This window comes from Mesosutterella porci (assembly GCF_022134585.1).
GTDB lineage: Bacteria > Pseudomonadota > Gammaproteobacteria > Burkholderiales > Burkholderiaceae_F > Mesosutterella > Mesosutterella porci.
Map to the genome: position 1 here is coordinate 56,082 of NZ_JAKNCT010000006.1, position 23,099 is coordinate 79,180.

General features: G+C 61.0%; 17 protein-coding genes. 7 read left to right on the top strand and 10 right to left on the bottom strand.

Features of this window, described 5'->3' with window-relative positions; translation table 11 throughout:
- Positions 1-83: 83 nt before the first annotated feature.
- The 5 genes from prmB to queF form a co-directional block, all read right to left on the bottom strand.
- Complete coding sequence (prmB, locus tag MAF45_RS05760) at positions 84-1,022, bottom strand: 50S ribosomal protein L3 N(5)-glutamine methyltransferase (protein WP_237978605.1); 939 nt, start codon at positions 1,020-1,022, stop codon at positions 84-86.
- 65 nt (positions 1,023-1,087) lie between these two features.
- Positions 1,088-2,248, bottom strand: coding sequence for a succinyl-diaminopimelate desuccinylase (dapE, locus tag MAF45_RS05765; protein WP_237978606.1), 1,161 nt, complete (start codon positions 2,246-2,248; stop codon positions 1,088-1,090).
- A gap of 114 nt (positions 2,249-2,362) precedes the next feature.
- Positions 2,363-3,178, bottom strand: coding sequence for a 2,3,4,5-tetrahydropyridine-2,6-dicarboxylate N-succinyltransferase (dapD, locus tag MAF45_RS05770; RefSeq protein WP_237978607.1), 816 nt, complete (start codon positions 3,176-3,178; stop codon positions 2,363-2,365).
- Positions 3,179-3,221: 43 nt separating this feature from the next.
- A complete protein-coding gene (dapC, locus tag MAF45_RS05775; protein WP_237978608.1) occupies positions 3,222-4,442 on the bottom strand; it encodes a succinyldiaminopimelate transaminase in 1,221 nt (406 codons plus the stop codon).
- 33 nt (positions 4,443-4,475) lie between these two features.
- Positions 4,476-4,895 (bottom strand): preQ(1) synthase, encoded by a 420-nt coding sequence (gene queF / locus MAF45_RS05780; protein WP_237978609.1) that lies wholly within the window; start codon positions 4,893-4,895, stop codon positions 4,476-4,478.
- Positions 4,896-5,103: 208 nt separating this feature from the next.
- Here queF and smc point away from each other — a divergent pair, with 208 nt between their 5' ends.
- Complete coding sequence (gene smc, locus MAF45_RS05785; protein WP_237978610.1) at positions 5,104-8,631, top strand: chromosome segregation protein SMC; 3,528 nt, start codon at positions 5,104-5,106, stop codon at positions 8,629-8,631.
- 173 nt (positions 8,632-8,804) lie between these two features.
- The gene (locus MAF45_RS05790) at positions 8,805-9,887 is read left to right on the top strand and encodes a hypothetical protein (protein WP_237978611.1); all 1,083 of its coding nucleotides are present in this window, start codon (positions 8,805-8,807) and stop codon (positions 9,885-9,887) included.
- A 102-nt stretch (positions 9,888-9,989) separates the two neighbouring features.
- On the opposite strand, the gene panF is transcribed toward MAF45_RS05790, so the two are convergent.
- Both panF and MAF45_RS05800 read right to left on the bottom strand, forming a co-directional pair.
- On the bottom strand, positions 9,990-11,489 hold the full coding sequence (gene panF / locus MAF45_RS05795; RefSeq protein WP_237978612.1) for a sodium/pantothenate symporter: 1,500 nt from the start codon (positions 11,487-11,489) through the stop codon (positions 9,990-9,992).
- On the bottom strand, positions 11,486-11,800 hold the full coding sequence (locus MAF45_RS05800) for a YhdT family protein (protein ID WP_237978613.1): 315 nt from the start codon (positions 11,798-11,800) through the stop codon (positions 11,486-11,488). The genes panF and MAF45_RS05800 overlap by 4 nt, the downstream gene beginning before the upstream one ends.
- A gap of 143 nt (positions 11,801-11,943) precedes the next feature.
- On the opposite strand from MAF45_RS05800, the gene ligA reads away from it, so the two are divergent.
- Together ligA and MAF45_RS05810 are read left to right on the top strand one after the other, a co-directional pair.
- Positions 11,944-14,091 carry an NAD-dependent DNA ligase LigA gene (gene ligA, locus MAF45_RS05805; RefSeq protein ID WP_370659310.1) on the top strand — a complete coding sequence of 716 codons (2,148 nt, stop codon included), beginning with the start codon at positions 11,944-11,946 and terminating at the stop codon, positions 14,089-14,091.
- A gap of 17 nt (positions 14,092-14,108) precedes the next feature.
- Entirely contained in the window at positions 14,109-14,873 is a 765-nt protein-coding gene (locus tag MAF45_RS05810; protein ID WP_237978614.1) for an S-methyl-5'-thioinosine phosphorylase, read from the top strand.
- Here MAF45_RS05810 and MAF45_RS05815 read toward each other — a convergent pair.
- Both MAF45_RS05815 and MAF45_RS05820 read right to left on the bottom strand, forming a co-directional pair.
- Complete coding sequence (locus tag MAF45_RS05815) at positions 14,850-16,595, bottom strand: SulP family inorganic anion transporter (protein ID WP_237978615.1); 1,746 nt, start codon at positions 16,593-16,595, stop codon at positions 14,850-14,852. The two genes, MAF45_RS05810 and MAF45_RS05815, sit on opposite strands and share 24 nt — an antisense overlap.
- Before the next feature lie 36 nt (positions 16,596-16,631).
- Complete coding sequence (locus MAF45_RS05820) at positions 16,632-17,522, bottom strand: DMT family transporter (RefSeq protein WP_237978616.1); 891 nt, start codon at positions 17,520-17,522, stop codon at positions 16,632-16,634.
- Positions 17,523-17,618: 96 nt separating this feature from the next.
- Here MAF45_RS05820 and MAF45_RS05825 point away from each other — a divergent pair, with 96 nt between their 5' ends.
- The gene (locus MAF45_RS05825) at positions 17,619-18,278 is read left to right on the top strand and encodes a DNA-deoxyinosine glycosylase (protein ID WP_237978617.1); all 660 of its coding nucleotides are present in this window, start codon (positions 17,619-17,621) and stop codon (positions 18,276-18,278) included.
- A gap of 576 nt (positions 18,279-18,854) precedes the next feature.
- Here MAF45_RS05825 and MAF45_RS05830 read toward each other — a convergent pair.
- Positions 18,855-20,186 (bottom strand): sodium-dependent transporter, encoded by a 1,332-nt coding sequence (locus MAF45_RS05830; protein ID WP_237978618.1) that lies wholly within the window; start codon positions 20,184-20,186, stop codon positions 18,855-18,857.
- A gap of 399 nt (positions 20,187-20,585) precedes the next feature.
- Between MAF45_RS05830 and MAF45_RS05835 the strand changes: the two genes are divergently transcribed.
- Positions 20,586-21,878, top strand: a complete 1,293-nt coding sequence (locus tag MAF45_RS05835; RefSeq protein ID WP_237978619.1) for an MFS transporter — start codon at positions 20,586-20,588, stop codon at positions 21,876-21,878.
- Positions 21,879-22,059: 181 nt separating this feature from the next.
- Complete coding sequence (locus MAF45_RS05840; RefSeq protein ID WP_237978620.1) at positions 22,060-23,016, top strand: metallophosphoesterase; 957 nt, start codon at positions 22,060-22,062, stop codon at positions 23,014-23,016.
- Positions 23,017-23,099 lie beyond the last annotated feature (83 nt).

Genomic DNA, 23,099 nt, shown 5'->3' on the forward strand with positions numbered 1-23,099 from the left:
AAAGTCCTTCTTTTGCTTTGTGTCTTGCGGGGCGGCGGGGGCGCCGGGCGAAAGCGCTTCCCCGGTGTGTCCGGCCGCCTTTTTCAGGCCGTCGCCTCGTGCGGGCCGAAATACTCGCGCAGATCCCGGGCGGTGGCGAGGAAGACGAGGTTGTCGCCCGCGCTCACCGTGAGCCACGTGAGCGGCAGGTCAGGCCAGATCGCCTCGAGCGCTTCGCGCCCGTCGCCCACCTCGACCACGAGAAGGCCGTTGTTGGTCAGGTGCCGAGAGGCTTCCGGAAGGAGCCTTCTCACGACATCCATGCCGTCGCCGCCCGCTTCAAGGGCTAGCGTGGGCTCATGGCGGTATTCGTCCGGGAGGCTCTCCATCGAGGCGGTCGTGACATAAGGAGGATTCGAAATGATGAGATCCCAGCGCCTCGATTTGAGCTCCGGCATGTCGAAAAGATCGGACAGCACGAGCTCCATGCGGTCTTCGAGTCCGTAGTCGCTGCGGTTCACCCGCGCGACCTCCAGGGCGCTCGGGCTGATGTCGACGCCGGTCACGCGGGCGTTGGAAAACGCCTCAGCCAGCAGCACCGCCAGGCAGCCGCTGCCCGTGCACATGTCCAGGGCGCTGCCGATTTCCAGAGGATCCTGCACCCAGGGCTGCAGATGCTCTTCAAGCAGCTCGGCGATGAACGACCGGGGAATGAGCACATTCTCATCGCAGTAGAAGCGGTGGCCGACCAGCCAGGCCTCGTGCAGCAGGTAGGGCACGGGGACGTGCTCGGTCACCCGCTCTTCGATCAGGCAGGCGATCCTGCGCACTTCCTCTTCCGTGAGGTTTGCGTCGAAGAACGCGTCGAGCTTGTCAAAGGGCAGCTTCAGGGCTCTCAGCACAAGAAAGGTCGCTTCCTCCCAGGTGTCGTTCGTGCCGTGTCCGAGCGAGATCCGGGAGTCCTCCATGCGGGTCATGGCCCAGCGCACCAGGTCCCGTATCGTGTGCAGGCTCGAGGCCGCTTCAATCGAATTCTGTGGCATTTTGCGCTTTGTTCCTTGCGTTTGTTGTTGTCTCGCTGCCGGAGGCAGCCCTTCCCCCGCAGCCTTCAGGCGAGCAGCCGCTCGAGCAGGCCCCGGTAGATCCGCTTGAGAGCCTCGGGCTCTTCGGCGCCGATGTTTTCGTTGGGGGAGTGAATGGTTGAGTTTGTGGGCCCGAACTCAAGAGTCTCCTCTGAAATCGGCGCGATGAATCTCGCGTCAGAGGTGCCGCCCGTGGTCGAGAGCTCCGGGCGTAGCCCCGTTTCGCTTTCAATCGCCGCCGCGAGCGCCTCGGCGAGCGATCCGGGGCCGCGCCGCAGTGTGATAAAGGGCAGGGCGTCAATCCTCCAGGTGAAGTCCGCTCGGACCCCGGTCCCTTTGAGCACCCTGTCAGCCGTCGACTCGATCTCGCGGATCAGGTCCTGCGGCTTCCAGGCCGCGCTGTAGCGGAGGTTGAATTTGACCTCGGCGTGCCCCGGCACCACGTTGACGGCTCCCACTCCCGAGCGGAAGTTGGAGACTTGGAAAGAGGTCGGAGGGAAGTCGGCGCTGCCTTTGTCCCAGACCCGGGCGGAGAGCTCGGCAATCAGCCTGGCGGCCGCATGGATCGGATTGGCGCATTTGGCGGGATAGGCCACGTGCCCCTGGCGCCCGTTGAAGACCACAGCGGCGTTGAGCGAGCCGCGCCGGCCTACCTTCACCGTGTCGCCGAGCTTTTCGCTTGACGAGGGCTCGCCGATCAGGCTCCAGCGCGGACGCACGCCCGCCTCGCGCAGCTGCCCGACGACGCGTTTGGTGCCTTCCTCCCCGTCGCCTTCCTCATCGGAGGTGAGCAGCAGCGCGATGGAGCCACGGTGCTCAGGATGAGCCGAGACGAATTCAGCGGCGGCTGCGGCGAAAGCTGCGTCCGAGCTCTTCATGTCGGAGGCTCCCCTGCCGTACAGGCGGTCGTCCCGCAGCTGCGGCTCGAATGGCGGCGAAGTCCACAGTGAGGCCTCTCCGGGGGGCACGACATCGACGTGGCCTGCAAAGACGAAGAGGGGATCGGCCTGGCCGCGCCGCAGCCACAGGTTGGTGGTTCCGTTGGGCGTGAGCTCCTGCCGGGCGGAAAAGCCCAGGGGCTCGAGGAGCGCCCTGATCGGGCCGTAGGCCCCGGCTTCGCGCGGAGTCACAGACTCGCAGGCGATCAGCTGTTTGGCGAGCTCCAGGGCGTTGAAATTTTTCTGCATAGGTGCTTGCTGCTTGGGTTGGGATGGGCAGAAAACGCAGGACTGCGCAGGGGGAGCGCAGCGCGCGCCTTCCGCCCCTTTTCCCTTGGGGGCGGGAAGGGCGCCGGGCGGCTTTTAGTCCCTCAGGAGCTCGTTGATCGAAGTCTTCGAGCGCGTGCGTTCGTCAACGTGCTTGACGATGATGCAGGCGTAGAGGCTGTACTTGCCGTCGCGCGGCACGTTGCCCGACACGACGACCGAGCCCGCCGGGATCCGGCCCTTGAAGGTCTCGCCCGTGGTGCGGTCGTAGATCGTGGTGGACTTGCCGATGTAGCAGCCCATCGAGATCACGCTGTTGGCGCCCACAATCACGCCCTCGGCGATTTCAGAGCGCGCACCGATAAAGCAGTTGTCCTCGATGATGGTGGGGCCGGCCTGCACAGGCTCGAGCACGCCGCCGATGCCGACGCCGCCCGAGAGGTGGCAGTTGCGGCCGACCTGAGCGCAGGAGCCCACGGTGGCCCATGTGTCGATCATGGTGCCGGTGTCCACATGGGCGCCGACGTTGACGAAGGAAGGCATGGCCACCACGCCCGGGGCGAGATAAGCGCCGTGGCGCAGCACGCAGCCCGGAATCATGCGCACGCCCGAGGCGAGAACGGCCTCGTCGGTGAGCGCTCCGAATTTGGGCGAGAGCTTGTCGCACCAGGCGAAGGGGCCCGCCCTGAAGACCTTCTGCTCGGTGAGTCTGAAGGAAAGCAGCACGGCTTTCTTGATCCACTGGTGGGTGACCCACTCGCCGTCGATTTTCTCGGCGACGCGCACTTCGCCCTTGTTGAGGCGCTCGAGCACCTCGTCAACGGCTTCGCGAAGCCCCGCCGGAGCGCTCTCGGAGGTCCACTCAGCCCGGTTGTCCCAGGCAGAATCTATGATGGTTTCAAGTTCGGTCATTTTCTTTTCTTCCTGCTGTTTGGAGTAGTGAAAGGATAGTTGTTCAATAGGCGCGCTCAATCGGGCGGATCAGAGACGCGTCGAACTGTTCGAGCCGCTTCGTCCCCTCCAGGATTTCCTTTTCCGTTGCGACCAGCGCGATGCGGACGTAGCCTCGCCCCGGCACCGTCCCGTCGGCCGTCTCACGGCTCAGGAACGTGCCGGGCAGCACCTTGATGCCCACCTGCTCGTACAAAGAGCGGGTGAAAGCGAGGTCGTCCTCGACGGGACTCTTCGCCCAGAGGTAGAAGGAGGCGTCAGGCATCGGGGCCTTGAAGTACCGGTTGAAGGCGGGTTGCCCGACCGCAAAGGCCCGGCGGTAGAGCTCCCGGTTCTCGCGGACGTGCTCTTCATCCGACCAGGCCGCGGCGGAGGCGGCCTGAGTGGCCGTGGGCATGGCCGAGCCATGGTAGGTGCGGTAAAGCAGGAACGACTTCATGAAGCGGGCGTCCCCTGCGCAGAAGCCGCTTCTCATGCCCGGCACGTTGGTGCGCTTGGACAGGGACTGGCAGATCACGATGTTCTCAAACCGGTCGTTGCCCCGGCGGGCCGCGGCCGTCAGCGCGCCGAGCGGCGGGCGCGACTCATCAAAATAGATTTCGGAGTAGCACTCGTCGGAGATCAGCGTGAAGCCCCAGCGCTCGGACAGTGCAAGAACCTCGTCCCAGTGCTGCTGGGTCATCACCGAGCCGCAGGGATTGTTCGGGCTGCAGACGATGAGCGCCTGAACCCGCTTCCACTGCTCGTCCGTGATGGAAGAGTAGTCGGCCTGGAAGTGGTTTTCAGCGCTGAGCGGAACGTAAAGCGGCTCGGCGCCCGCAAGCAGCGCCGAGCCCTCGTAAATCTGGTAGAAGGGATCGGGTATCACCACGATCGGCCTGCCGCCCGCAGCGTGCCGGTCGACAAGCGTCTGGATGATGGAAAACAGCGCCTCGCGCGAGCCGTTTGTGGGCACGATCTGTGTTTCCGGGTCGGCCTTGACGCCGTAGCGGCGCTCAATCCACTGAGCGATCGAGCCGCGCAGCTCCGGTGTGCCCTTGGCGGCCGGATATCGGGCAAAGAGTGGGAAGGCCCGCTCGTAGGCATCGAGCACGAACCGCGGGGTCGGGTGGCGCGGCTCTCCGATCCCGAAGGAAATTTCCTCCATCGCGGGCTGGATCCCCTTGAGCAGTTCGCGCAGCCTCGCGAAGGGATAGGGGCGTGTAAGGGCCAGTTCGGAATTCATGACGTTGAACCTCCGCAGGAATGTTTCGGCTTCTCAGCCCCGCATCGGGGAGTTGGTTTCAAAGTCAGGGAGATGGACCACGGGGGCCGGCGTCCAGCCGGGCTTGCGGTGCTCTGCAATCACCGTGGTGTAGATGCCCCCGCGGACCCACCAGCGGGCGCGGATTCTCATGAAGCGCGGGCTGATCGCGGCCACGAAGTCGCTGAGAATGCGGTTCGTCACGTCTTCGTGGAAGGCCCCGAGCGAGCGGTAGGTCCAGGTGTAGAGCTTGATGGATTTCAGCTCAAGGCACTTCCGGTCCGCGATGTAATCGACAATGAGTGTGGCGAAATCGGGCTGGCCTGTGAGCGGGCACAGGCAGGTGAACTCCGGAATTTCCATGTGGATCACGTAATCGCGTTCTGGAGCCGGGTTGTCGAAGGTTTCCAGTTTTTTTTCTGGTGACGAGGGCATAATGTCACTCCATTCAATAAGGCGGTTCTCTGCAGGCCTGCCTTGAGGATCTCCTACGCCTGCGCTCCGCAGGCGGGACGCAGGCAGGTGCGGACGGCCTGCAGAATCGAACTATTATAGTGGTCTGCGCGCTCCGTTCACCGTCCCCATGCCGGGAAAAGCGCCCCAAAGGCGCAGATCCGGGCGGCAGGGCTTTCTTTTCATCCATATGCATCTTCGCCAGGTCAAAATTTCAGGCTTCAAAAGCTTCGCCGATCCGACCGTGATTGAATTTCCGAGCGGCTTTGTGGGCATCGTGGGTCCGAACGGATGCGGCAAGAGCAATGTGATTGACGCCGTGCGCTGGGTGATGGGGGAGGGACGTGCCGGGGAGCTGCGGGCGACCAGCTCGATGACGGAGCTCATTTTCGCAGGGTCGGCAGGCCGTGCGCCCGCGGGCAGGGCATCGGTGGAGATGGTGCTCGACAACTCCGACGGAACGCTTTCCGGCCCCTGGGGCGCATACTCCGAGGTCTCGATCCGAAGGACCCTCACGCGGGATGCGGCAAGCGCCTACTTCATCAACGGGCAGGCGGTCCGCCGGCGCGACGTGCAGGACATCTTCATGGGCACCGGGCTCGGGCCCCGCTCCTATGCGATCATCAGCCAGGGCATGGTGAGCAGCTTTGTGAAGGCGCGGCCCGAGGAGCTGCGGGTTTATTTTGAGGAAGCGGCGGGAGTTTCCCGCTACAAGGAGCGGCGGCGCGAAGCCGAGGGGAGGCTCTCCCTCACCAGGACGAATCTCGAGCGCGTCTCCGATCTGCAGCAGGTCCGGCGCGCTGACATCGAGCGGCTCTCGGCCGAGGCGCAGACCGCGCAGAAATGGCGCAGCCTCACGCAGCGCCGGGAACGCTTTGCCGGGATGTGGCTCGTGCTGCAGGAACGCGACATCCGGGATGCCCGGGACCGGACGGCAGCGGACATTGCAGAGGCCATGGCCGAGATCGAGTCGGGCCGCACGGCGATGGCTTCGCTTGAGAAACAGGCGGCCCAGGCCCAGGCCGGTCTCGAAGAGGCCAGGTCGCAGGAAGCCTTGAAGCGCGAGGCGCTCAAAGCAAACGAGCTCGAGCTGGCGCGCAGGCAGAGCGCGCTGGCCGCACTGGTTGAAAAAAAGAAGATGCTCGAGGAGCGCGTTCGCAGCGACGGCGAAAAGCTCGAGCGCGCGAGCCGCGGCGCTTCCGATTCCTCGGCGAAGGCCCAGGGTTTTGAAGAGGAGTCCCGGCGCCTCACCTCCGGGATCGCTGAATGTGAGGCGGAGAAGGAAGAGCGGGCGCAGGCGCTGGAAGAAGAGCGCGATGCCTTCGAGCAGGCAAAAGCAAGGGAACGGGCGCTCGCCCAGTCGGAGAAGGAAGCGCAGTCCAGGCTCACGGAGCTCAATTTCACGCAGCAGGCCCTCGGGCGGGAAAAGGCCATGCTTGAAGACCGGCTGGGGAGGCTGGGACAGGAGAAATCGGACTCGGCCGCACCGAAAGAGTCCGAGCTTGAGCAGGCCCGCGAGTACGCCGAAGAGTGCTCTGCCTCGTTAGAGGAATGCGGGCAGCGCAGCGAGCAGGCCCGCGAGGAACTTACCGCAGCCGAGGAGGACTGCCGCGGCAGGCTCGAGCAGAAGAACCGTTCCTCGGAGGCCTTGGCCCGGCTGCAGGCCCGTTCGAGCGCACTGCGCGAGGTGCAGCAGAAGGCCCTTGCCGAAGGCCGCCTTCCCGACTGGATCCGCAGTCACGGCCTCGAGGGGCTTCCGACGCTTGTTTCCGGCATCCGGGTCGAGGAGGGCTGGGAGCGGGCAGTGGAAGCGGCGCTCTCGGCGAGAATGACCTCACTCGAAGCGGGCTCGCTCGCAAGGGCGGTTTCGCTTGCGGCGGATCCTCCGCCGGCCAGGTTTGCGCTGGTCGACGTGCGGCAGGGCGAAGCCCTGCGGCAGTCCTTGGACGAGCAGGGTAGCCTCGCCCAGAAGGTGCTCTCCGTGAGGCCTCAGAGCGCCGCTCTTGTGCGCGTCTGGCTCGCCAGATTCCGCATCGCCCCCTCCCTTGGGGAGGCGCTGCGCCTTTCTCAGTCTGAACCTCAGGCCTCCTTCATCACGAAGGAAGGGCACACGGTGTCGGCCGGCTGTGTCCTCTTTTGGGCCTCCGAGAGCCCCGCCTCCGGGTTTCTGGAGCGCGCGGGCGAACTCTCAAGGCTCGAGCAGCAGCGCGACAGCGAGTCGAAGGCCTATCAGGCTCTGCTCGAGGGCGTCGTGCAGGCCGAGAGCCGCCGGGAGGCCGCCCTCGCTCGGTCCCGCGACGCGGCCGCCGCGCTTGAGTCTTCGCGGCGCGAACAGCAGGCCGCAGCCCTGAGGCTGAGTGAAATGCAGGCTTCCTTCGAGGCATGGTCCAGGCGCGCTTCCTCCATCGAGGCGGAGAGCTCCCGGGCCAGGGAGCGGCTCGAGGAGATAGAGGCTCAGTCCGAGGCTTCGGAGGCGCAGTTCGAGGAGCTTGACCAGGCGCTCTCGAAGGTGTCTCAGGAGCATCAGGACGCAGAGATGGCCGCCGAGGCTGCTCAGTCGAGGCTGCAGGGTGAGGAGGGTGCGCTGCGCGACTGCGAGACCCGCTTGAAGTTGCTCCAGACCGATGCGCGCCACGCTGCGGAGCGGGCCCGCGACGCCCGCACGGCTGCTTTGAGGGCGCAGTCTGAAGAGGCTGAGTTCACGGCGGCAATCGAGGAATCGCGGGCTCTGCTCGAGGAGCTCGACGAAACGGCGGGCAGCGAGGGCGTGCGCGAACAACTTCAGGCCCATGACGCGGCCGAGGCCTCGCTGCGCGAAGCCGAACGGATTGTCTCCGCGGCGGCCGAAAAGGTCGCGGGGCTGGATGCCGAGCGAAGCAGGCTGTCGCTGGCCGAGCGTCCGAAGCTCGAGAGGGTGGGCGAGATGAAGGTTCGGCAGGGGAGCCTTGAAAACGAGCTCTCGGTCCTGGCTACCCAGATCGAGCAGCGCAGGGCGGACCGCGCGGAGCTGCTCGCAGCCGCCCAGGAAGGCGGCTGGAAGCCCGCTGCGGCCCGCCGCGAGGCAACAAAGCTTGAGCATGAGATTGAGCAGCTCGGCCCCGTCAACCACGCGGCTCTTGAAAACCTTGAGGCGGCCCGCCGCGCTCTTTCTGAAACCGATGCCCAGGCTGCCGACCTGCAGAGCGCAGTGGAGACTCTTGAGGGGGCCATTCGAAAGATCGATGCAGAGACCCGGGGCGTTCTGAAAAGCACCTTCGACGCGGTCAATTCCAATTTTTCCGACATTTTCCGCCGCATCTTCAGCGGCGGCGAGGCCTCGCTTGAAATGGTGGGCGAAGAGGTGCTCGAATGCGGCATCGAGATCAGGGCGCAGCCACCCGGAAAGCGCAATGCCTCGGTCAAGCTCTTGTCCGGAGGCGAGCAGGCGCTCACGGCCACGGCGCTCATCTTTGCGATGTTTCGGCTCAATCCGGCTCCCTTCTGCCTTCTCGATGAGGTCGATGCGCCTCTTGACGAGGCCAATCAGGCGCGGCTCGCGAAACTCGTGGAGTCCATGAGCGAGGCGACCCAGTTCGTCGCGATCACCCATCACCGGATTACGATGGAGTACGCCCGGCAGCTGATCGGCGTCACCATGCGCGAGCCCGGGGTGTCCCGGGTTGTGTCTGTTGACATCAGCGAGGCGGTCCGTTACTCTTCGCAGCCTCTTCCTGTCTGAGTAAGCGGGCGCCGGGGCGGCAGGGCCGTCAAAAGTCCTTAGAATTCACACGCCGGTGTTGTTCAGCGCGAAAACTGTCAATACAATGGGGCCATGTCAATTCACGCGCCCGGCAGGCGAGGGCGCTGTCGCCGGCACCGCTTGTGAGGACCGGTACAGGAAATGCTGGAAATATGAGTACAGAAATGCTGCTGGCGGTCGTGCTGATCATTCTTGCCGTCGCCGCTGTCACTTATTATTGCATTGGGCGCAAAAGCCGCACGGACGGCAGCCGCCAGGGCACTCCTTTCGAACATGTTGATCCGAAAGTGGAATTGTCAAGCCTTAAGCCTGACGCCGGACAGCAGGATGCGGGGGCCCGGCAGACTGAGCCCGGGGTGAAGCGCGACGAGCCCAAGGCGGGAGCCGACTCTCCGGCCGAGCTCCGCCAGCCGGAGCCTGCGGCCTTGGGCGAAGAGAGCCTGACCGAGCAGCCTGACATCGACCAGATGACAGAGGTCGTCGTGCGGCTCAGCTGCAAGGTCCCGTTCAGCTCCAATCAGGCGCTTCTTGCAAGTCAGCCGCTTAGGAGTCAGGACTTCGGCGTGCCGCTCCGCATCCAGGTGAAGAACCAGTTCACCAAGCTCTGGGGGCCCATCCAGCGCGGCAGCAACACCTACACGGACATGATCATCGCACTGCAGCTCGCGACCCGCCGCGGCCGGGTCGATGAGCTTGCCGCCGGGAACTTCGCGGCGGCCGTGAACCAGGCGGTGGGGACGCTGGACGCCGACGCTGATGTGGTCGACGTCCCGAGCATTGTGGCGCAGGCGAAGTCAGTGAAGGCGCTGATTGACCGCTACAGCATGAGACTGTCGATTGGCGTGAAGGGGCCGTTGCCCGTCTCGCAGCAGATGGCGATGGATATCGCGCGCGGCTGCGGATTCGACATCCGCGGCAAAAGCGTTGAAAAGCGCGACCGCGACAGCGGCGCGCCATGGCTGCGGATGCTGCCTCATCCGCAGGTGCCCAATATGGTTGTGTTTGAGCTCATGCCTGCGCTGTGCACGCCTTCCTGCAATCCGCTCGGGGCCCTGTTCGGCGTAGCTAACGATGCGGCGGCCCGGCTAAGCGGCCAGATTACCGATGCATCGGGCCGGACTCTGTCGGTTCCTCAGATTGTGGAGATCTCCCGGCAGCTGCAGTTCTTTTATGCCGCGATGGCGAAGCAGGGGCTTGACGCCGGCACGCGCCGAGCAAAGCGCCTCTTTTCCTAAAAGGGGCGGCCCCGCGCTGCGGGGCACCCCAAATTCTGTCTTAGCTCCTGCCGGGCTCCCGTTGCCCCTGCGGCCTGGACGCCCGGAGCGCCGTCCCTGCGCCTAGAGCCGGTGCGGGAAGAAGGTTTTCATTACGGCCAGGTCCACCTTCGGGCCCGTCACAGCCCCCAGGATTGAAAACACGAGTCCCGCGAGCACCCCGAAGACAATGTTGTGAAACCCCCAGAGATTCACGCCGCAGATCATCAGGACCGTGTAGAGTCCCAGCCCTGCCAGTGAACCGGCTAGGGCGCCCCGGGCATTCATGCGCGGCCAGAAAAGCCCCAGAACCACGGGCCAGAGAAAAGCGCTTTCAAGTCCGCCGAAGGCAAAAAGGTTGACCCACACGACGATGGTTTGAGGGTAAAGAGCGAGGAGGACGGAGACTGCACCCAGCGCCAGCGTGACCGTGATGCTCACGACCCGGTGAGACTTTCTGCTGTTTTCTGCGCTGTCTGGCCTTGCAGGGAAGACCTGACGCCAGAGGTCGCGCGCAACCGCTGAAGACGCGGCGATCAGTAGCGAGCTCACGGTGCTCATGGTGGCGGCGAGCGGCCCTATGATCGTTATTCCGGCGAGCAGCGGGTCCATGTGGTTCACAATGAGGAGCGGGATCACTGCATCCGTGCCGGCGGCCGGCTTTTCAAGGATGGTGCCGCGTGAGAGCACCCCAAGAAGCGTCATGCCGATCATGAGCGCGCCGCAAATCACGGTGGCGACGACCATCGCCCGCGACAGATCTGCGGTGGTCCGGTAGCTCAGGCATCTGACCAGCGACTGAGGCAGCCCCACGGTGCAGAACCCCACAAGAAGCCATGAGGAGAAGAGCAGGGTGTAGGGCAGCGCTCCACCCGCATCGGGGGTGAGGAAGCTGCTTCGGCCGGATTCGCCGATGCCGGCAGAAGACAGAGTCGACATGATCCCCTCCATTCCTCCGCCGCTTGTGATGATCGTCCAGCCCAGCGTGGCCATGCCGGTGAGCATCAGCACTGCGCAAACCGCATCGGTGAGCACGACGGCGCGAAAGCCCGAGGAGGTGTAGATCACGGTGACGGCCGCAAAAAGCAGCAGTCCCAGCTTGTAGTCGAGTCCGGTAATGGCGGCGAAAATCTGCGCTCCGCCCATGAACTGACCGACAACCATGGCGGTGAAGAAGACGATCATGACCAGGGCAAGGAGCACGGAAAGCGCCCTGCTGCCGTAACGGGCCTGGAGGATGTCAATGACGGTGAGCGACCCGGTCCGACGGGCGATCACCGCCAGCTTCTTGCCTACGGTCCCGAGCAGCAGGAATCCGGTGATGATCTGCGGGGCAGCGAAAACGACCCATCCAAACCCCAGTTTCCAGGCTAGCCCCGGGCCGGAGACAAAGGAGCTCACGGACCCGTAGGTCGCAACGAGCGTCATGGCGAGGACCACGCCCCCCAGGCTTCGGTTGGCAATGAAGTAATCCCGGTCGAAGTCTCCCGAACGCCCGAGGCTCCGTCCTGCATAAAGCCCGATGACGAGAAGGAGCGCCAGAAAGACCATGACCGGTACGAGCACTTCGTCGTGCGGCGTCATGATCGGGGCTCCTTCTGGGTCTCCAGCTCCTCTCCCAGGTCAAAATCCTTGAAGAAGCGCCTGACCAAGAAAATGACTCCCGCGATGGAAAGAAGGTATCCGCCGATGCATGAGACCGTGAACCACAGCGGCATGGCCAGAAGCGTCTCAGCGCTGTCCTTAAGCAGAAAAACGGCGAGCCAGAAGAAGGCCATGATGATCACTGCCAGGGCGAGCGTTGCGGCAGCCTCCCGATCCATGATCCGGAATTTTTCCCGATAGTCGAGCTTTTGGAACATCTTTTGCATGCTTTTGATTGAAGTTCGTTCCATTGTAGGCGGGCTGCGGCGGCTGCCTGCCAAGAAAAGACTAGCAGGTCTTCATTAATCCCGTCAGTAATGAGACAATGAACGGTGAGCGGCCGTCCCGGCACAGGGCGCGGCTGTATTTTTTTTCTAACGGGACAGGGACAGGTATGCCTGAAGATAACAGTCCGAACAGGGCGGAGAGCGGTGTTGTTCTGGGGCCTCTTTCCGAGGCGGCTGCACAGGAGATGCGCTCGCTCGAGGCTGACATTGAGCGCTGGAACCGGGAGTACTACGTCGATGACAACCCAAGCGTGTCGGACGCAATTTACGACCAAGCCTTCCGGAGGCTCCAGCAGCTTGAAGCCCAGTATCCGCAACTCGCAAGCCCTGCTTCGCCGACCCTCCGGGTGGGCGGAGCCGCTCGCTCTGACATGGCGAAGGTGGTTCACCGCGTCCCCATGCTCTCGATCAGGACGGAAACGGATTTTTCCGCCGCAGGCGCAAAAGCTTTCGATGACCGGGTGAGAAGCGCTCTCGGGCTTACGGATAAGGATCCGCCGGTCGAGTATGTGGCGGAACTCAAGTTTGACGGACTCGCGATCAATCTGCGTTATGAGAATGGCCTGCTCGTGTCGGCCGCTACGCGCGGCGACGGAATCACCGGCGAGGATGTGACGGCCAACGCGAGGACCATACGAACCATTCCGCTTCGCATCAGCGGCCCCTGTCCGAAAATTCTTGAGGTCCGCGGCGAGGCGATCATGCATACGGCGGATTTCGAAGCGCTCAATCGCAGGCAGAAGCAGGAGGGGGGCAAAGTTTTCGTCAATGCGCGAAACGCTGCCGCTGGCTGCCTGAGGCAGCTCGATCCCTCAATCACGGCGAAACGCCGGCTGCATTTTTACGCTTACAGCCTGGGAGAGGTTTCTGAGGAGCAGGGGCCGTTTGCCGAAACTCAGGACGGGCTGCTGCGCCGTCTGGAGTCCATGGGCTTTCCGGTGGCTCACGAAAGGCGCATCTGCCGCTCGCCCGAGCAGCTCGAGGCGTTTCATCAGCACGTGCTTGAGATTCGCAAGACGCTGCCTTTCGGGATCGACGGCGTCGTCTATAAGGTCAACAGCCTGCGGTTGCAGAAGCTGCTGGGGTTCATCGCGCGGGAGCCTCGCTGGGCCTGTGCGCACAAGTACCCGCCCGAGGAGGCTCTCACGCGGGTGACGGCGATCGACGTTCAGGTGGGGCGCACCGGGCGGCTCACCCCGGTCGCCCGGCTCGAGCCGGTATTTGTGGGCGGAGCGACGGTGTCGAACGCAACGCTGCACAACGAAGATTTCATCCGCGATCTCGGACTGATGATCGGCGACACCGTGGCCGTTAGAAGAGCAGGGGATGTGATTCCGGAAATTGTGCGGGTGCTTCCCGAAAAGCGCCCGCAGGACGCCCGCCCCTTCCAGATGCCGCGCTTCTGTCCGGTCTGCGGCTCGGCAGTCATCAGGGATGAGGAGGAAAAGGATACCCGTTGCACGGGCGGTCTGTTCTGTCCGGCTCAGGTGAGGCTTTCGATACTGCACTTCGCGAGCCGCAGGGCGATGGGAATCGACGGCATGGGCGAAAAGCTCGTCGATGCGCTGACGGATCTGGGACGGGTCAAAACGCCGGCAGATCTTTACGCGCTGACTGAAAAGGACCTTCTTGCCGTTCCTCGGATGGGGGAGAAGTCAGCAGCCAACATTCTCGCTTCAATTGAAAAATCGAAGACGACAACGCTCGGGCGGTTTATATTCGCGCTGGGCATCCGGCACGTGGGCGAGGCGACGGCCCGTGATCTTGCCTCTCATTTTGGGACTCTGGGCAGGCTGGAGAACGCCACGGTTGATGACTGCCTCGAGGTCAGCGATGTGGGCGAGGTGATAGCCGAGTCGATCACCGGGTTTTTCGCCGAGCCTCGCAATCGGGAGGTGCTTGAAAAGCTTCTGGCCGCCGGAGTGCACTGGCCGACAGTTTCGGAGACCGCCCCGACTGCGGCCTCCGAAGTCGCAGGCAGGACTTTTGTTCTTACAGGAACCCTGCCGACGCTGTCGCGTGATGAAGCTTCGGATCTCATCCTCGCTGCAGGCGGCAGGGTTTCCGGCTCCGTATCCAAAAAGACGAGTTATGTGGTGGCCGGCGAGGCGGCCGGATCCAAGCTTGAAAAGGCAAGGGCTCTGGGAATACCGGTGATAGACGAGGCAGAGCTTCGCCGGATGCTTTCCGGCAGCGCCCCTTCGGCGGCGGGGGAAGCCTCCGGCGGTCCCGGCTCTCAGCAGGAGCTCTTTTAGGTGGGGGGAGAAGAAATATGGCGGCAGACAGTCGGGCAGCTGTAGGGATTATCGGAGGTTCCAGCTTTTCCGACGGTTGGCTGGAAAAAGCGAGTTCGGAGGCCTTTTTCGGCGAGACGCCTTACGGCCTCCCCTCATCGCCCGTTCGTGAGGCCGAAATCTCGGGCCGGAGGGTTCTTCTGCTGCTGAGGCACGGGCTTGGACACCGCTTTCCGCCGCATGCCGTTCCATATGCAGCCAACCTTTGGGCTTTGAAGAAGGCAGGAGCGGAGGCAGTTATTGGCCTTGCTACGGTAGGTGGAATCAATGAGGCCCTTCCCCCAGGGGCCCTTTGCGTGCCTGATGACCTGGTCGACCGCACATGGGGGCGGGAATCGACTATCTACAGCAGTGCGAAGACCGGAGTCCGTCATGTCGATTTCACCAGGCCTTTTGACGAGGAACTGCGCCGCAGGCTCATTCTGGCCTGCCGCCGCGCCCGCGTTTCTCGTCTTCTGGAGGGCGGAGTCTATTGGTGCAGCCAGGGTCCGAGGCTCGAGACCGCTGCCGAGATTCGGGTGATCAGAGCGCTCGGAGGGGCCATGGTCGGCATGACGGCGGCGACCGAGGCCGCAGTCGCCCGGGAGCTGGACGTCCCTTATGCACTCCTTGCCCTTTGCGTCAACTGGGCGGCGGGCCTGCACAGTTCGTCGGATAAAGTTTCGTTGGAAGTCTGCGGTGGAGAAAACGGCTGCTCCTCAGAAGACATCCGCTGCGTATTAGAGCAGTTTCTGGCCCTCTGAGTTCTTCCCGGAGAACGACTCCGGCGCCCTGCTCTCAAACAGGATTCTTTCCTGGGCTTCTTTCACTGCCCGGTCTACGGAAAGATAGGACAGGCGGTCCGGCGAAAGAATCGGATTGGCCGCGCCTACAAGAACCTCCCTGGCTCTTCGGTGCATGCGGCACAGCGTGAGCGTGCAGCCCGCTTTTTTTACGAACTGAGCGAATTTAAGCACTTCCTCCACGCAGGTTCCGTCCAAGTCTGCGGCTTCCTCCATGCTTACGACGATCTCTTTGACCGGCTGTCTGCGGAGCTGCTCGGTAAGGAGGACTCTTGCTTTTTTGAAGCTTTCCTCGGCATTGGCAAAGACGAGCGGCTGGTCCATCCGCAGGACAAGCACCCCGGGGATGGGGACTGTGTCAGGAAACAGCTTCGTATTCACAAAGCTGTGGGAGCCTGGAAGTTTTTGCATCACCGACACATGCGGTTGCGATACCCGTATGAGGATCAGGGCGACGGAGAGGACGACCGAAATGAGAAGTCCGTTCAAAACGCCGAGAATCGTTACCGAGCAGAAGGAGGCGATTACAAGCAGGCGGTCCCTTTTCCATTCAAAGTACGGCCGTATGGGCTCGGGTGATAATCCGCCGCTCACTGCCTTGATGACGACAGCAGCCAGGACAGGCTCAGGGATTCTGCTGATCTGCGGCATCAGAAAGGCGAGGGCGAGGAAAAGCACCGCAAGGGCGAAAAAATTCGATACCCGACTCCGGGCGCCGGAGTCAATGTTGAGGCTGGTGGCTGAAAAACCGGCGCCCACTGCGAGACCGCCGAAAAATCCTGAGGCCATGTTGGACAGGCCGATCGCAACGATGTCCCTGTTGGGCACCGTCTGCTGCCCGCTTCGTTCTGCTGCGGCATGGATGCTTGAGTAGGATTCGGCGTAGACCATCAGGCACAGAGCGGCGCTCATTTGAATTGTGCCGATCCAGTCGGCCCCTGCCAGTGTTTGAAAGGAGATCGCGGTTCTTTCAAGGCTGAAGGGGCCCACGAGCTCGATGCCCAGCGTTTCAAGCGGGACGAAATAGGACAGGAGCACGGCAGCGGCTACGACGATGAGGCTGCCGGGCAGACGCTGCCATCTCCACAGCAGGAGGACTGCAAGAGAACCAAGGCCAAGGGCGGCGGCTGATGGTGAAACCTCATGAATGTGAGAAATAGTGTCAAGAAGCCTGCCCCAGAGGCCGGATCCTGTCGCGTGCAGGCCGAACAGTTTCGGCAGCTGCATCAGCGTGATAGTGAAGGCAAGCCCCATCGTCACGCCGCGCAGGACGGGCTTGGCAATGAAGCTGCTTGCCCGTCCGAAGCCCAGGAGCCGGGCGAGGATGAACCAGAACCCCGTCATCATGACCAGTACGGCAGCAAGGGTTTCGGGATGGGCCTGTTGGTGGGTGGCGAGCAGGCTTGACACCGTTGCGGCGAGCACCATCGCGGAGGATGACGTGGCCGAAACGACCGCCGTTCGGCACGAGCCCACCGCTGTGTAGATGAGGAGCCCGCAGATGAGAGCAATGAGGCCAGCAGACGGAGGCAGGCCTGCGATGCCCGCGTAGGCCACGGCTTCCGGAATCAAAAGGCCTATAAGCGAAAGTCCGGCTGAAAAGTCGCAGGCGTGGCTGCGACAGAACTTCACCCACTCAGAGGGGTTGAGCAGATTTGTTGCACGGTGTCCCATCAAGGTCATTGTTGCTTCCTTATGCGGCACGGCCTGCTCTTTTGGCTATACCCTCCGCTGTGGAATCTGGACGATTACGATGGCTATTCCCATCAGTACACAGCCTATGATTTCCCGGGCTGACAGGGTTTGGCCGAGAATGATCCATCCCGAGAGGGCGCCAATGACGGACTCAAGGCTCATGGTCAGAGAGGCGATGGCAGGATTGGCGCCTTTTTGGCCGATCACCTGACAGGTGTAAGCGAGTCCGTTGGAGAAAATGCCGACGTACAGCATAGCGGGCAGTGCAAGCATGACGGCCTGAAGCGTAGTGCCTTGCTCGAAGATAGAGGTGAAGATCAGGCCAAGCACGCCGCCCGTTAAGAACATCACCCATGACATTTCGACTGCGTCCGCCTTGGGCACGTAATAGTCGATCGCCATGATCTGAGCAGAATAAAGGAAAGCGCAGATAAAGCACAGCAGCTCGCCCAGACCGATGGTGAAATCCTCCTTAATGGACAGGCAGTAGAGCGCGGTGACGGCAATGGCGACGGCGATCCAGAGCAGGCCCGAGCTCCTGATGCCGCGGATTCTGGCCAGAACGGGGACGATGATGATGTACAAGGCTGTGAGAAAGCTGGCTTTCCCGACGGTTGTGTAGACAAGTCCGAACTGCTGAAAGCTCTCTGCCGCAAAAAGCGCACAGCCCGAGACAATTCCGCCGATAAGGGTATTGCGGCGCACTTCGGGCTGGCGTTTTCTGGCTCTTTTTACCGGTGACTCGAATCGATCCAGGAAAAAAATGACGGGTATTAAAAAAAGGCAGCCAATTAATGACCGGCCAGCCGTGAAGGTAAAGGGAGCGACATAGCCCACGCCGATTGCCTGACCGACAAAAGCGGTGCCCCAGAAAAAAGCGGCAAGCAGCAGGAAAACGAAATTGCGTGTGGGCATGATGGAGTTAATTTCCGTAATTTGAAGTGTCTTCATCAGATTCTAGACATTAAGATCAAATCTGTAGTAGAAAGGCTACTTCTGCGGCTTCTGCGCTTGAGGAAGCGCGCTTCCTCTTTCACTGTGCGGCCGCAGCGCAAAGCGCCGCATCATAAAAAGGCGGCGGAACATATATTTTCTGCAGGCATCTCACAGGTGACTACATCGCAAAAAGATTTGAGAAGGGACGGCAGCCCTTTTCTTTATGGGTTTCCTCCGGTGGCGGGGACCAATCCTGCCTGTCTGATTCTCGGATCGATGCCCAGCGCACGCTCACTGGCAGAGAATCACTACTATGCGCATCCCAGAAACCGTTTCTGGCCTTTGATGAGAAGTCTTCTGGCCGCGCGGTGCGGCGCCATGTCCTATGACGAAGAGCTCGAGATGCTTAAAGTCTCAGGCATTGCTCTCTGGGACAGCATTGGCTCCTGCCGCAGGGAGGGCAGCCTCGACTCTTCCATTCAGGATCTTTCACCCAACCCGATCGCAGATTTCCTGCAGATTCACTCAAGCATTCGCAGCATTCTTTTTAACGGCCGAAAGGCTCAGTCTGTGTTTGAGAGGGCTTTCGGCGCCGCCTTTATTGATCGGCATCAGCTCCAGGCCTTTGCGCTTCCGTCGACGTCTCCCGCCAACGCTTCCTGGGGATTTGAAAGGCTCAGAGATGAATGGGGGCGTGTGCTCGCAATTTGCGGAATAAAAATCATTGAGTTGTGAATTTTTTTCTTGGTTCTTCAAGGAATAGCGGGAAGAACTACCTCAAATCGAATATCGCTCTCGCTCGCAAGCAGCCTGCAGCGAGCCATTTGAAGCGTTTTCCGGATCAGGGAATTCGGGACTAGAAAAAGGACAAAAACGAAAGGCGGTGAACGCCGTTAAGATCATTGAAGTCACCACACTGTCAATGTAACGACGCCACCGCTCTTGTCCAGTTTAACAAATTCATCCCTGCCGCCTAAACTCGATTTTCTCTCCCAGCTCCGCTACCCCGGTTCTTTCATCAAAGACATGAAACGAGAAGCGGACGGAAGCATTCACATCTACTTGGAACCTGTGTGCGAAGCAGTCTGCCCCGCTTGCGGTAAACGGTGTTTCTCAATTCACGAAAGCACGCGACGGATTGTGAGAGACGCGCCTCTGATCTACAAAAAGCATCTCTGATTGAGACAGCCCAGCTCCCTTCCGGCCGGAAGGGAGCTTTTTTGTTCGTTTTCTCCCGAACTCCGCTCCTGTAAGTGCGGAAAGTCAGCAAGAGACAGCGGTCTGCAGGGACTGCCGCCGGGCATCCGCACTTCAAAGACTGCCGGCCGCGACGGCAAGAACAAACAGCGGGCTGACAATGCCGATCATGATTCGGACGAACAAAAGCATGCCCCTGCCCATCGGGCGGGCGCTCTGCAGCTCCTGCTTCATGGATTTCCAGCCGGCCCATGCCGCCGCTATGGCAATGCCAAAGCTCGAAAGAGGCATGCCGATATTGCTGGTCACGTAATCCAAGATATCGAAGATATTCTTTCCAAAAAACTTGACCTCACTCCAAGGACCGAAAGAAAGCGTAGCGCACAGCCCGACGACGGCACACCCCACCAGGGTGATCAAAATGGACTTCCGGCGGGAAAGCTCAAAGCGCCGTGTCATCAGTGCCGTACACGCTTCAAGCATGGACACTGAAGACGTCAGCGCTGCTACAAACAGGCAGATATAAAAGAACACCGCAAAAAACTGACCCAACGGCATCTGGGCGAAAATGGCCGGCATAGTTACAAACGTCAGCCCTGGGCCGGCCGTCGGGTCCAGATGAAAAGCAAAAACAGCAGGCAAAATCATCAGGCCGCCCAATATGGCCGAAGCGATCGCCAGCGTGGCAACCCAGGCTACGGAATTAGGCAGGTCGGCTTTGGGATCCAGATATGAGCCGTAGGTGATCATCGTGCCTGCTCCGAGCGAGAGGGAAAAGAAGCAGAAGCCCATGGCATTGAAAAGCGCCGAGGCATTGAAGTCTGACCATCGGGGAGCAAACAAATATTTGACGCCTTCAATCCCGCCTGGAAGCGTGACGCCACGAACAATAAGAATAAGCATGAGGATAAACAGCGCCGGCATCAGGATTTTCGCGACGCGCTCTATCCCTGACTGAATGCCCCGAAGGACCACCAGGGCCGTGGCCCCGAGAAAGGCCAGCAGATACAGATAGCTCTCAGGTGCGTTGGAAACAAAATCTCCGAAATACGATCCCAGCAACGACGCATCGCTGATCAGCCCGCGTCCCGACAAAGCGTCAATCAAATACTTCAGGCACCACCCGCCAACGCAGGAATAGAAGGACAGAATTAAAAATACGGTGAAAACGCCTATGCCGCCGAAAATACCCCAGCCCCGCCCGCAGACCCGGTTCAGGCTTTCCATTGGTCCTGCCCGCCCCGCCCTTCCCATGGCAAATTCCGCCAGCAGCAGCGAAACGCCGATCGTCAGCGTGAAAAAAATATAAGGGAGCATAAAAACCGAACCACCGTTGGTCCCCGCCATATAGGGGAACTTCCAAATGGCTCCAAGCCCCACCGCGGAACCGGCGCTGGCCAGAATAAAACCAAGCCTCGATCCCCAGACTGTCTGTTTTTCCGCCATGTGTTTTCCTAGACTCTCAAAAATTGAACCACCCCGGATTGACGAACAGGGCAAAACGACAAATGAACTCCAGCAGAAATATAGACGTTTTTGCAGCAGTTCTGAGAGAGCGCCTCTTCACCATCTGTCCTGCGAAGAGGAGAAGCACGCTGTTTACTGGACCCGGAAAATACGGACCTGTCTTGTCCTGAAAAAAGTTGACTCGCAAACAGACGAGTCACTATGTTTAAATACCAAACTGAGAAGCAACTCCTGTATTACAACAAGATCACCCAACTCCGCACAGAGAAAGGCCTGAGTATCCGGCAGCTCTGCAGGCTGTTCCCTGTCTCAGACAGCACTATGAAGCGCTGGCTGCGCAATCATGATGAAGAGAATCTTCGGAAAGGACCCAAGGCAATGCCCAAATCTCCAGGAAACCGCAGCAGCAGTGCTCCGAAGACAGCTGAGTCCGAACTGATCAGAACCCTTCGGGAGGAAAACGGCCCCAGAATTCGCCAGCTGCTGCTTTACATGCTGATTTTGCTTTTGGGCGGGACGCTGTACGCCTGGAGCGTCTTCTGCGAGCCCCTTGCAGCCAACCTGAGCGCTCTGACCGGTAGACCGGTGACCTCCTCCAGCCTCTCGCTCGCCTTCAGCCTGTCCTTTGTCGGCTCTCCCGCGGGGATGATGCTGGCGGGCGCAGTGCATCGCAGGGCGGGGCTTCGGGCCGGGATCGCCGCAGGCTCCGCGATGTTTATTATCGGAATGGCCGGTACGGCGTTCAGCCCCTGGCCCTGGCTGCTGATTCTGTTTTACGGCATTTTCTTCGGCATAGGCTCAGGCATGATTTTCTGCAGCGCGCTGTCCGGAGCCGTGGCCTTGTTCCCCGGGCACCACGGGGTCGCAGGCGGCCTTGCCTCGATGTCCTGGGGGCTCAGTTCAATGCTTTATGCGCCGCTCGCCTCGGCGCTGGTGCAGGCGGTCGGCATCACGACAACGATGGCGGGCATTGCGGTCTGCTCCGGGGGTCTGATTTGGCTTTTGACTTTTCTTCTCCGGGCGGATCTGTGCGGCGGCCCTGCTGCACGAACGGAAAGCATCGCTTCGGGGCACGAGGTCGTTTGGAAGGACATGATCCGCACGTCGGAGTTCAGGCTGATGTGGATTTTCATGATGCTGAGCTGCACGGCGAGCCTTATGCTTTTCTCCAGCTGCGTTCCGATTGCCACCAGACAGCTGGGCATTTCGGAGATGCAGGCCTCCTTCGTGGTGGCGCTGCTGGCCCTGGCCAGCACCTGCGGGAGATTCTGCGGTGGTCTCCTTTCTGATTTCCTGGGACGCATCAATACGCTGCTGCTGGCAGTGGTCATTTTGGTCTTCGGGCTGACGGCCATGCTTTTCTCTTCGCAGGGGCAGGTCGCGCTTTTTGCTCTGGGTTGCATCGGTCTGGGCGTTACCTACGGCTCCGTCAATGCGATCTATCCCAGCTTTGTGGCGGATGTATTCGGGGTCCGGGAGCTGTCCAGAAACTATGGATTCATGAATCTGGCCTGCTGCGCCGCGAGTTTCGCAGGGCCGGCGCTGCTATACCTGACGTCGCGGGAGGGCGGTTACGCCCTGACGTATGCCTCAGCCATCGCCGTCAGCGCTCTGGGTCTTTGCACAGGCTGGCTGCTTAAAAGGCAGTTAAGGCCGCGGAGGAACCCCTGAAGCCGTTTCTCACTGCATATAGAATTTGGACGGTCCGCGTCCCCGTCATTGCTTTGTCATTAAAGCTTTACGAGGCTGTAACACCCTCTCTCTAACATGTGGCTCAAGTGAAAAGCCGCTGGTTTGGAAGGCCTTCCAGAACCGGCTCAGCGAAAACCAGGGAAGGCCGTTAGAGAGAAAAATGAAACGTCGTCTGTTTATCCAGTCTGCTCTGGGCGCCCTGATCGCGCCCGCCGCAGGGCCCCTTTTTGCCAAAACGGTCACTTCTGGGGCGATTCAGCTTCCCCCGAGAACCGAAATCGTCTCGCGTTTCGGGTTCGTGACGGATATCCATTACTGCGTCGCTCCCGTGCGCAGGATCCCGAGCGAGGACTCCATTCGTGTTTACCGCGATTCTCTGGTCAAGCTGCGCCAGGCCACGGATCTCTTTAACGTAAGCGATCTGGACTTCGCGATCGAGCTGGGGGACTTCAAGGACTGCAACGACGATGGCGACCGGGAAGGGACCCTGCGCTATCTGCAGACGGTCGAGTCGGCCTTCAGCCGGTTTAACGGCCCCCGCTACCATGTCTGCGGCAACCATGACTTTGACAAGATCAGCTACCAGGACTTTTTAAGCAATGTGGTTAACCACGGTCCCGCCAACGGGAAGTCCTACTACAGCTTCATCTCCGGCGGAGTGAAGTACATCGTTCTTGACGCCTGCTACAACAACGCCCGCGGCGAGCATTACTCTAGTGGGAACCTGAACTGGAAGGTTGCCGTCATCCCGGATGCGGAAAGAGCATGGCTGAGCAAAGAGCTTTCCAGTGGAAAGGAGCCGGTGATCGTCTTCACCCATCAGCTGCTGAATTATTGGGATGTGAATCCGAATCTGCCGGATGATTTCATCATCCGGGATGCCAAGTCAGTGGTTGAAATGCTCGAAAAGAGCGGACGCGTGCTGGCGGTCATTTCCGGTCACTACCACCGCGGGTATTATTCCGCCCGCAACGGCATTCACTACGTTGTGAATCAGGGCATGGTGGAGCGGCCGCTTCCCCGCAACGTGCTGGGCATTGTGAGCGTTGACAAAAACCAGAACGTTTATGTAGAAGGAATCTACAACGAACGCTCGCATGTCTGCCGCAGGGCCTGACAGTTGTACGCTGCCTCCGGGGTAGGGCATGCTCCTGGAGGTGCCTGCAGCATCCAGGAGCATGCCCATTTTGTAATCTGTTT

Excerpts from the sequence above, each read along its gene's own strand:
- MAF45_RS05810 (WP_237978614.1), top strand. The coding sequence starts at position 14,109 with ATGGCGGCAGACAGTCGGGCAGCTGTAGGGATTATCGGAGGTTCCAGC.
- ligA (WP_370659310.1), top strand. The coding sequence starts at position 11,944 with ATGCCTGAAGATAACAGTCCGAACAGGGCGGAGAGCGGTGTTGTTCTG.
- dapE (WP_237978606.1), bottom strand. The coding sequence starts at position 2,248 with ATGCAGAAAAATTTCAACGCCCTGGAGCTCGCCAAACAGCTGATCGCC.
- MAF45_RS05820 (WP_237978616.1), bottom strand. The coding sequence starts at position 17,522 with ATGCCCACACGCAATTTCGTTTTCCTGCTGCTTGCCGCTTTTTTCTGG.
- MAF45_RS05800 (WP_237978613.1), bottom strand. The coding sequence starts at position 11,800 with ATGGAACGAACTTCAATCAAAAGCATGCAAAAGATGTTCCAAAAGCTC.
- smc (WP_237978610.1), top strand. The coding sequence starts at position 5,104 with ATGCATCTTCGCCAGGTCAAAATTTCAGGCTTCAAAAGCTTCGCCGAT.
- MAF45_RS05815 (WP_237978615.1), bottom strand. The coding sequence starts at position 16,595 with ATGACCTTGATGGGACACCGTGCAACAAATCTGCTCAACCCCTCTGAG.
- MAF45_RS05790 (WP_237978611.1), top strand. The coding sequence starts at position 8,805 with ATGAGTACAGAAATGCTGCTGGCGGTCGTGCTGATCATTCTTGCCGTC.
- MAF45_RS05830 (WP_237978618.1), bottom strand. The coding sequence starts at position 20,186 with ATGGCGGAAAAACAGACAGTCTGGGGATCGAGGCTTGGTTTTATTCTG.
- queF (WP_237978609.1), bottom strand. The coding sequence starts at position 4,895 with ATGCCCTCGTCACCAGAAAAAAAACTGGAAACCTTCGACAACCCGGCT.
- MAF45_RS05840 (WP_237978620.1), top strand. The coding sequence starts at position 22,060 with ATGAAACGTCGTCTGTTTATCCAGTCTGCTCTGGGCGCCCTGATCGCG.
- prmB (WP_237978605.1), bottom strand. The coding sequence starts at position 1,022 with ATGCCACAGAATTCGATTGAAGCGGCCTCGAGCCTGCACACGATACGG.
- dapD (WP_237978607.1), bottom strand. The coding sequence starts at position 3,178 with ATGACCGAACTTGAAACCATCATAGATTCTGCCTGGGACAACCGGGCT.
- panF (WP_237978612.1), bottom strand. The coding sequence starts at position 11,489 with ATGACGCCGCACGACGAAGTGCTCGTACCGGTCATGGTCTTTCTGGCG.
- MAF45_RS05835 (WP_237978619.1), top strand. The coding sequence starts at position 20,586 with ATGCCCAAATCTCCAGGAAACCGCAGCAGCAGTGCTCCGAAGACAGCT.
- dapC (WP_237978608.1), bottom strand. The coding sequence starts at position 4,442 with ATGAATTCCGAACTGGCCCTTACACGCCCCTATCCCTTCGCGAGGCTG.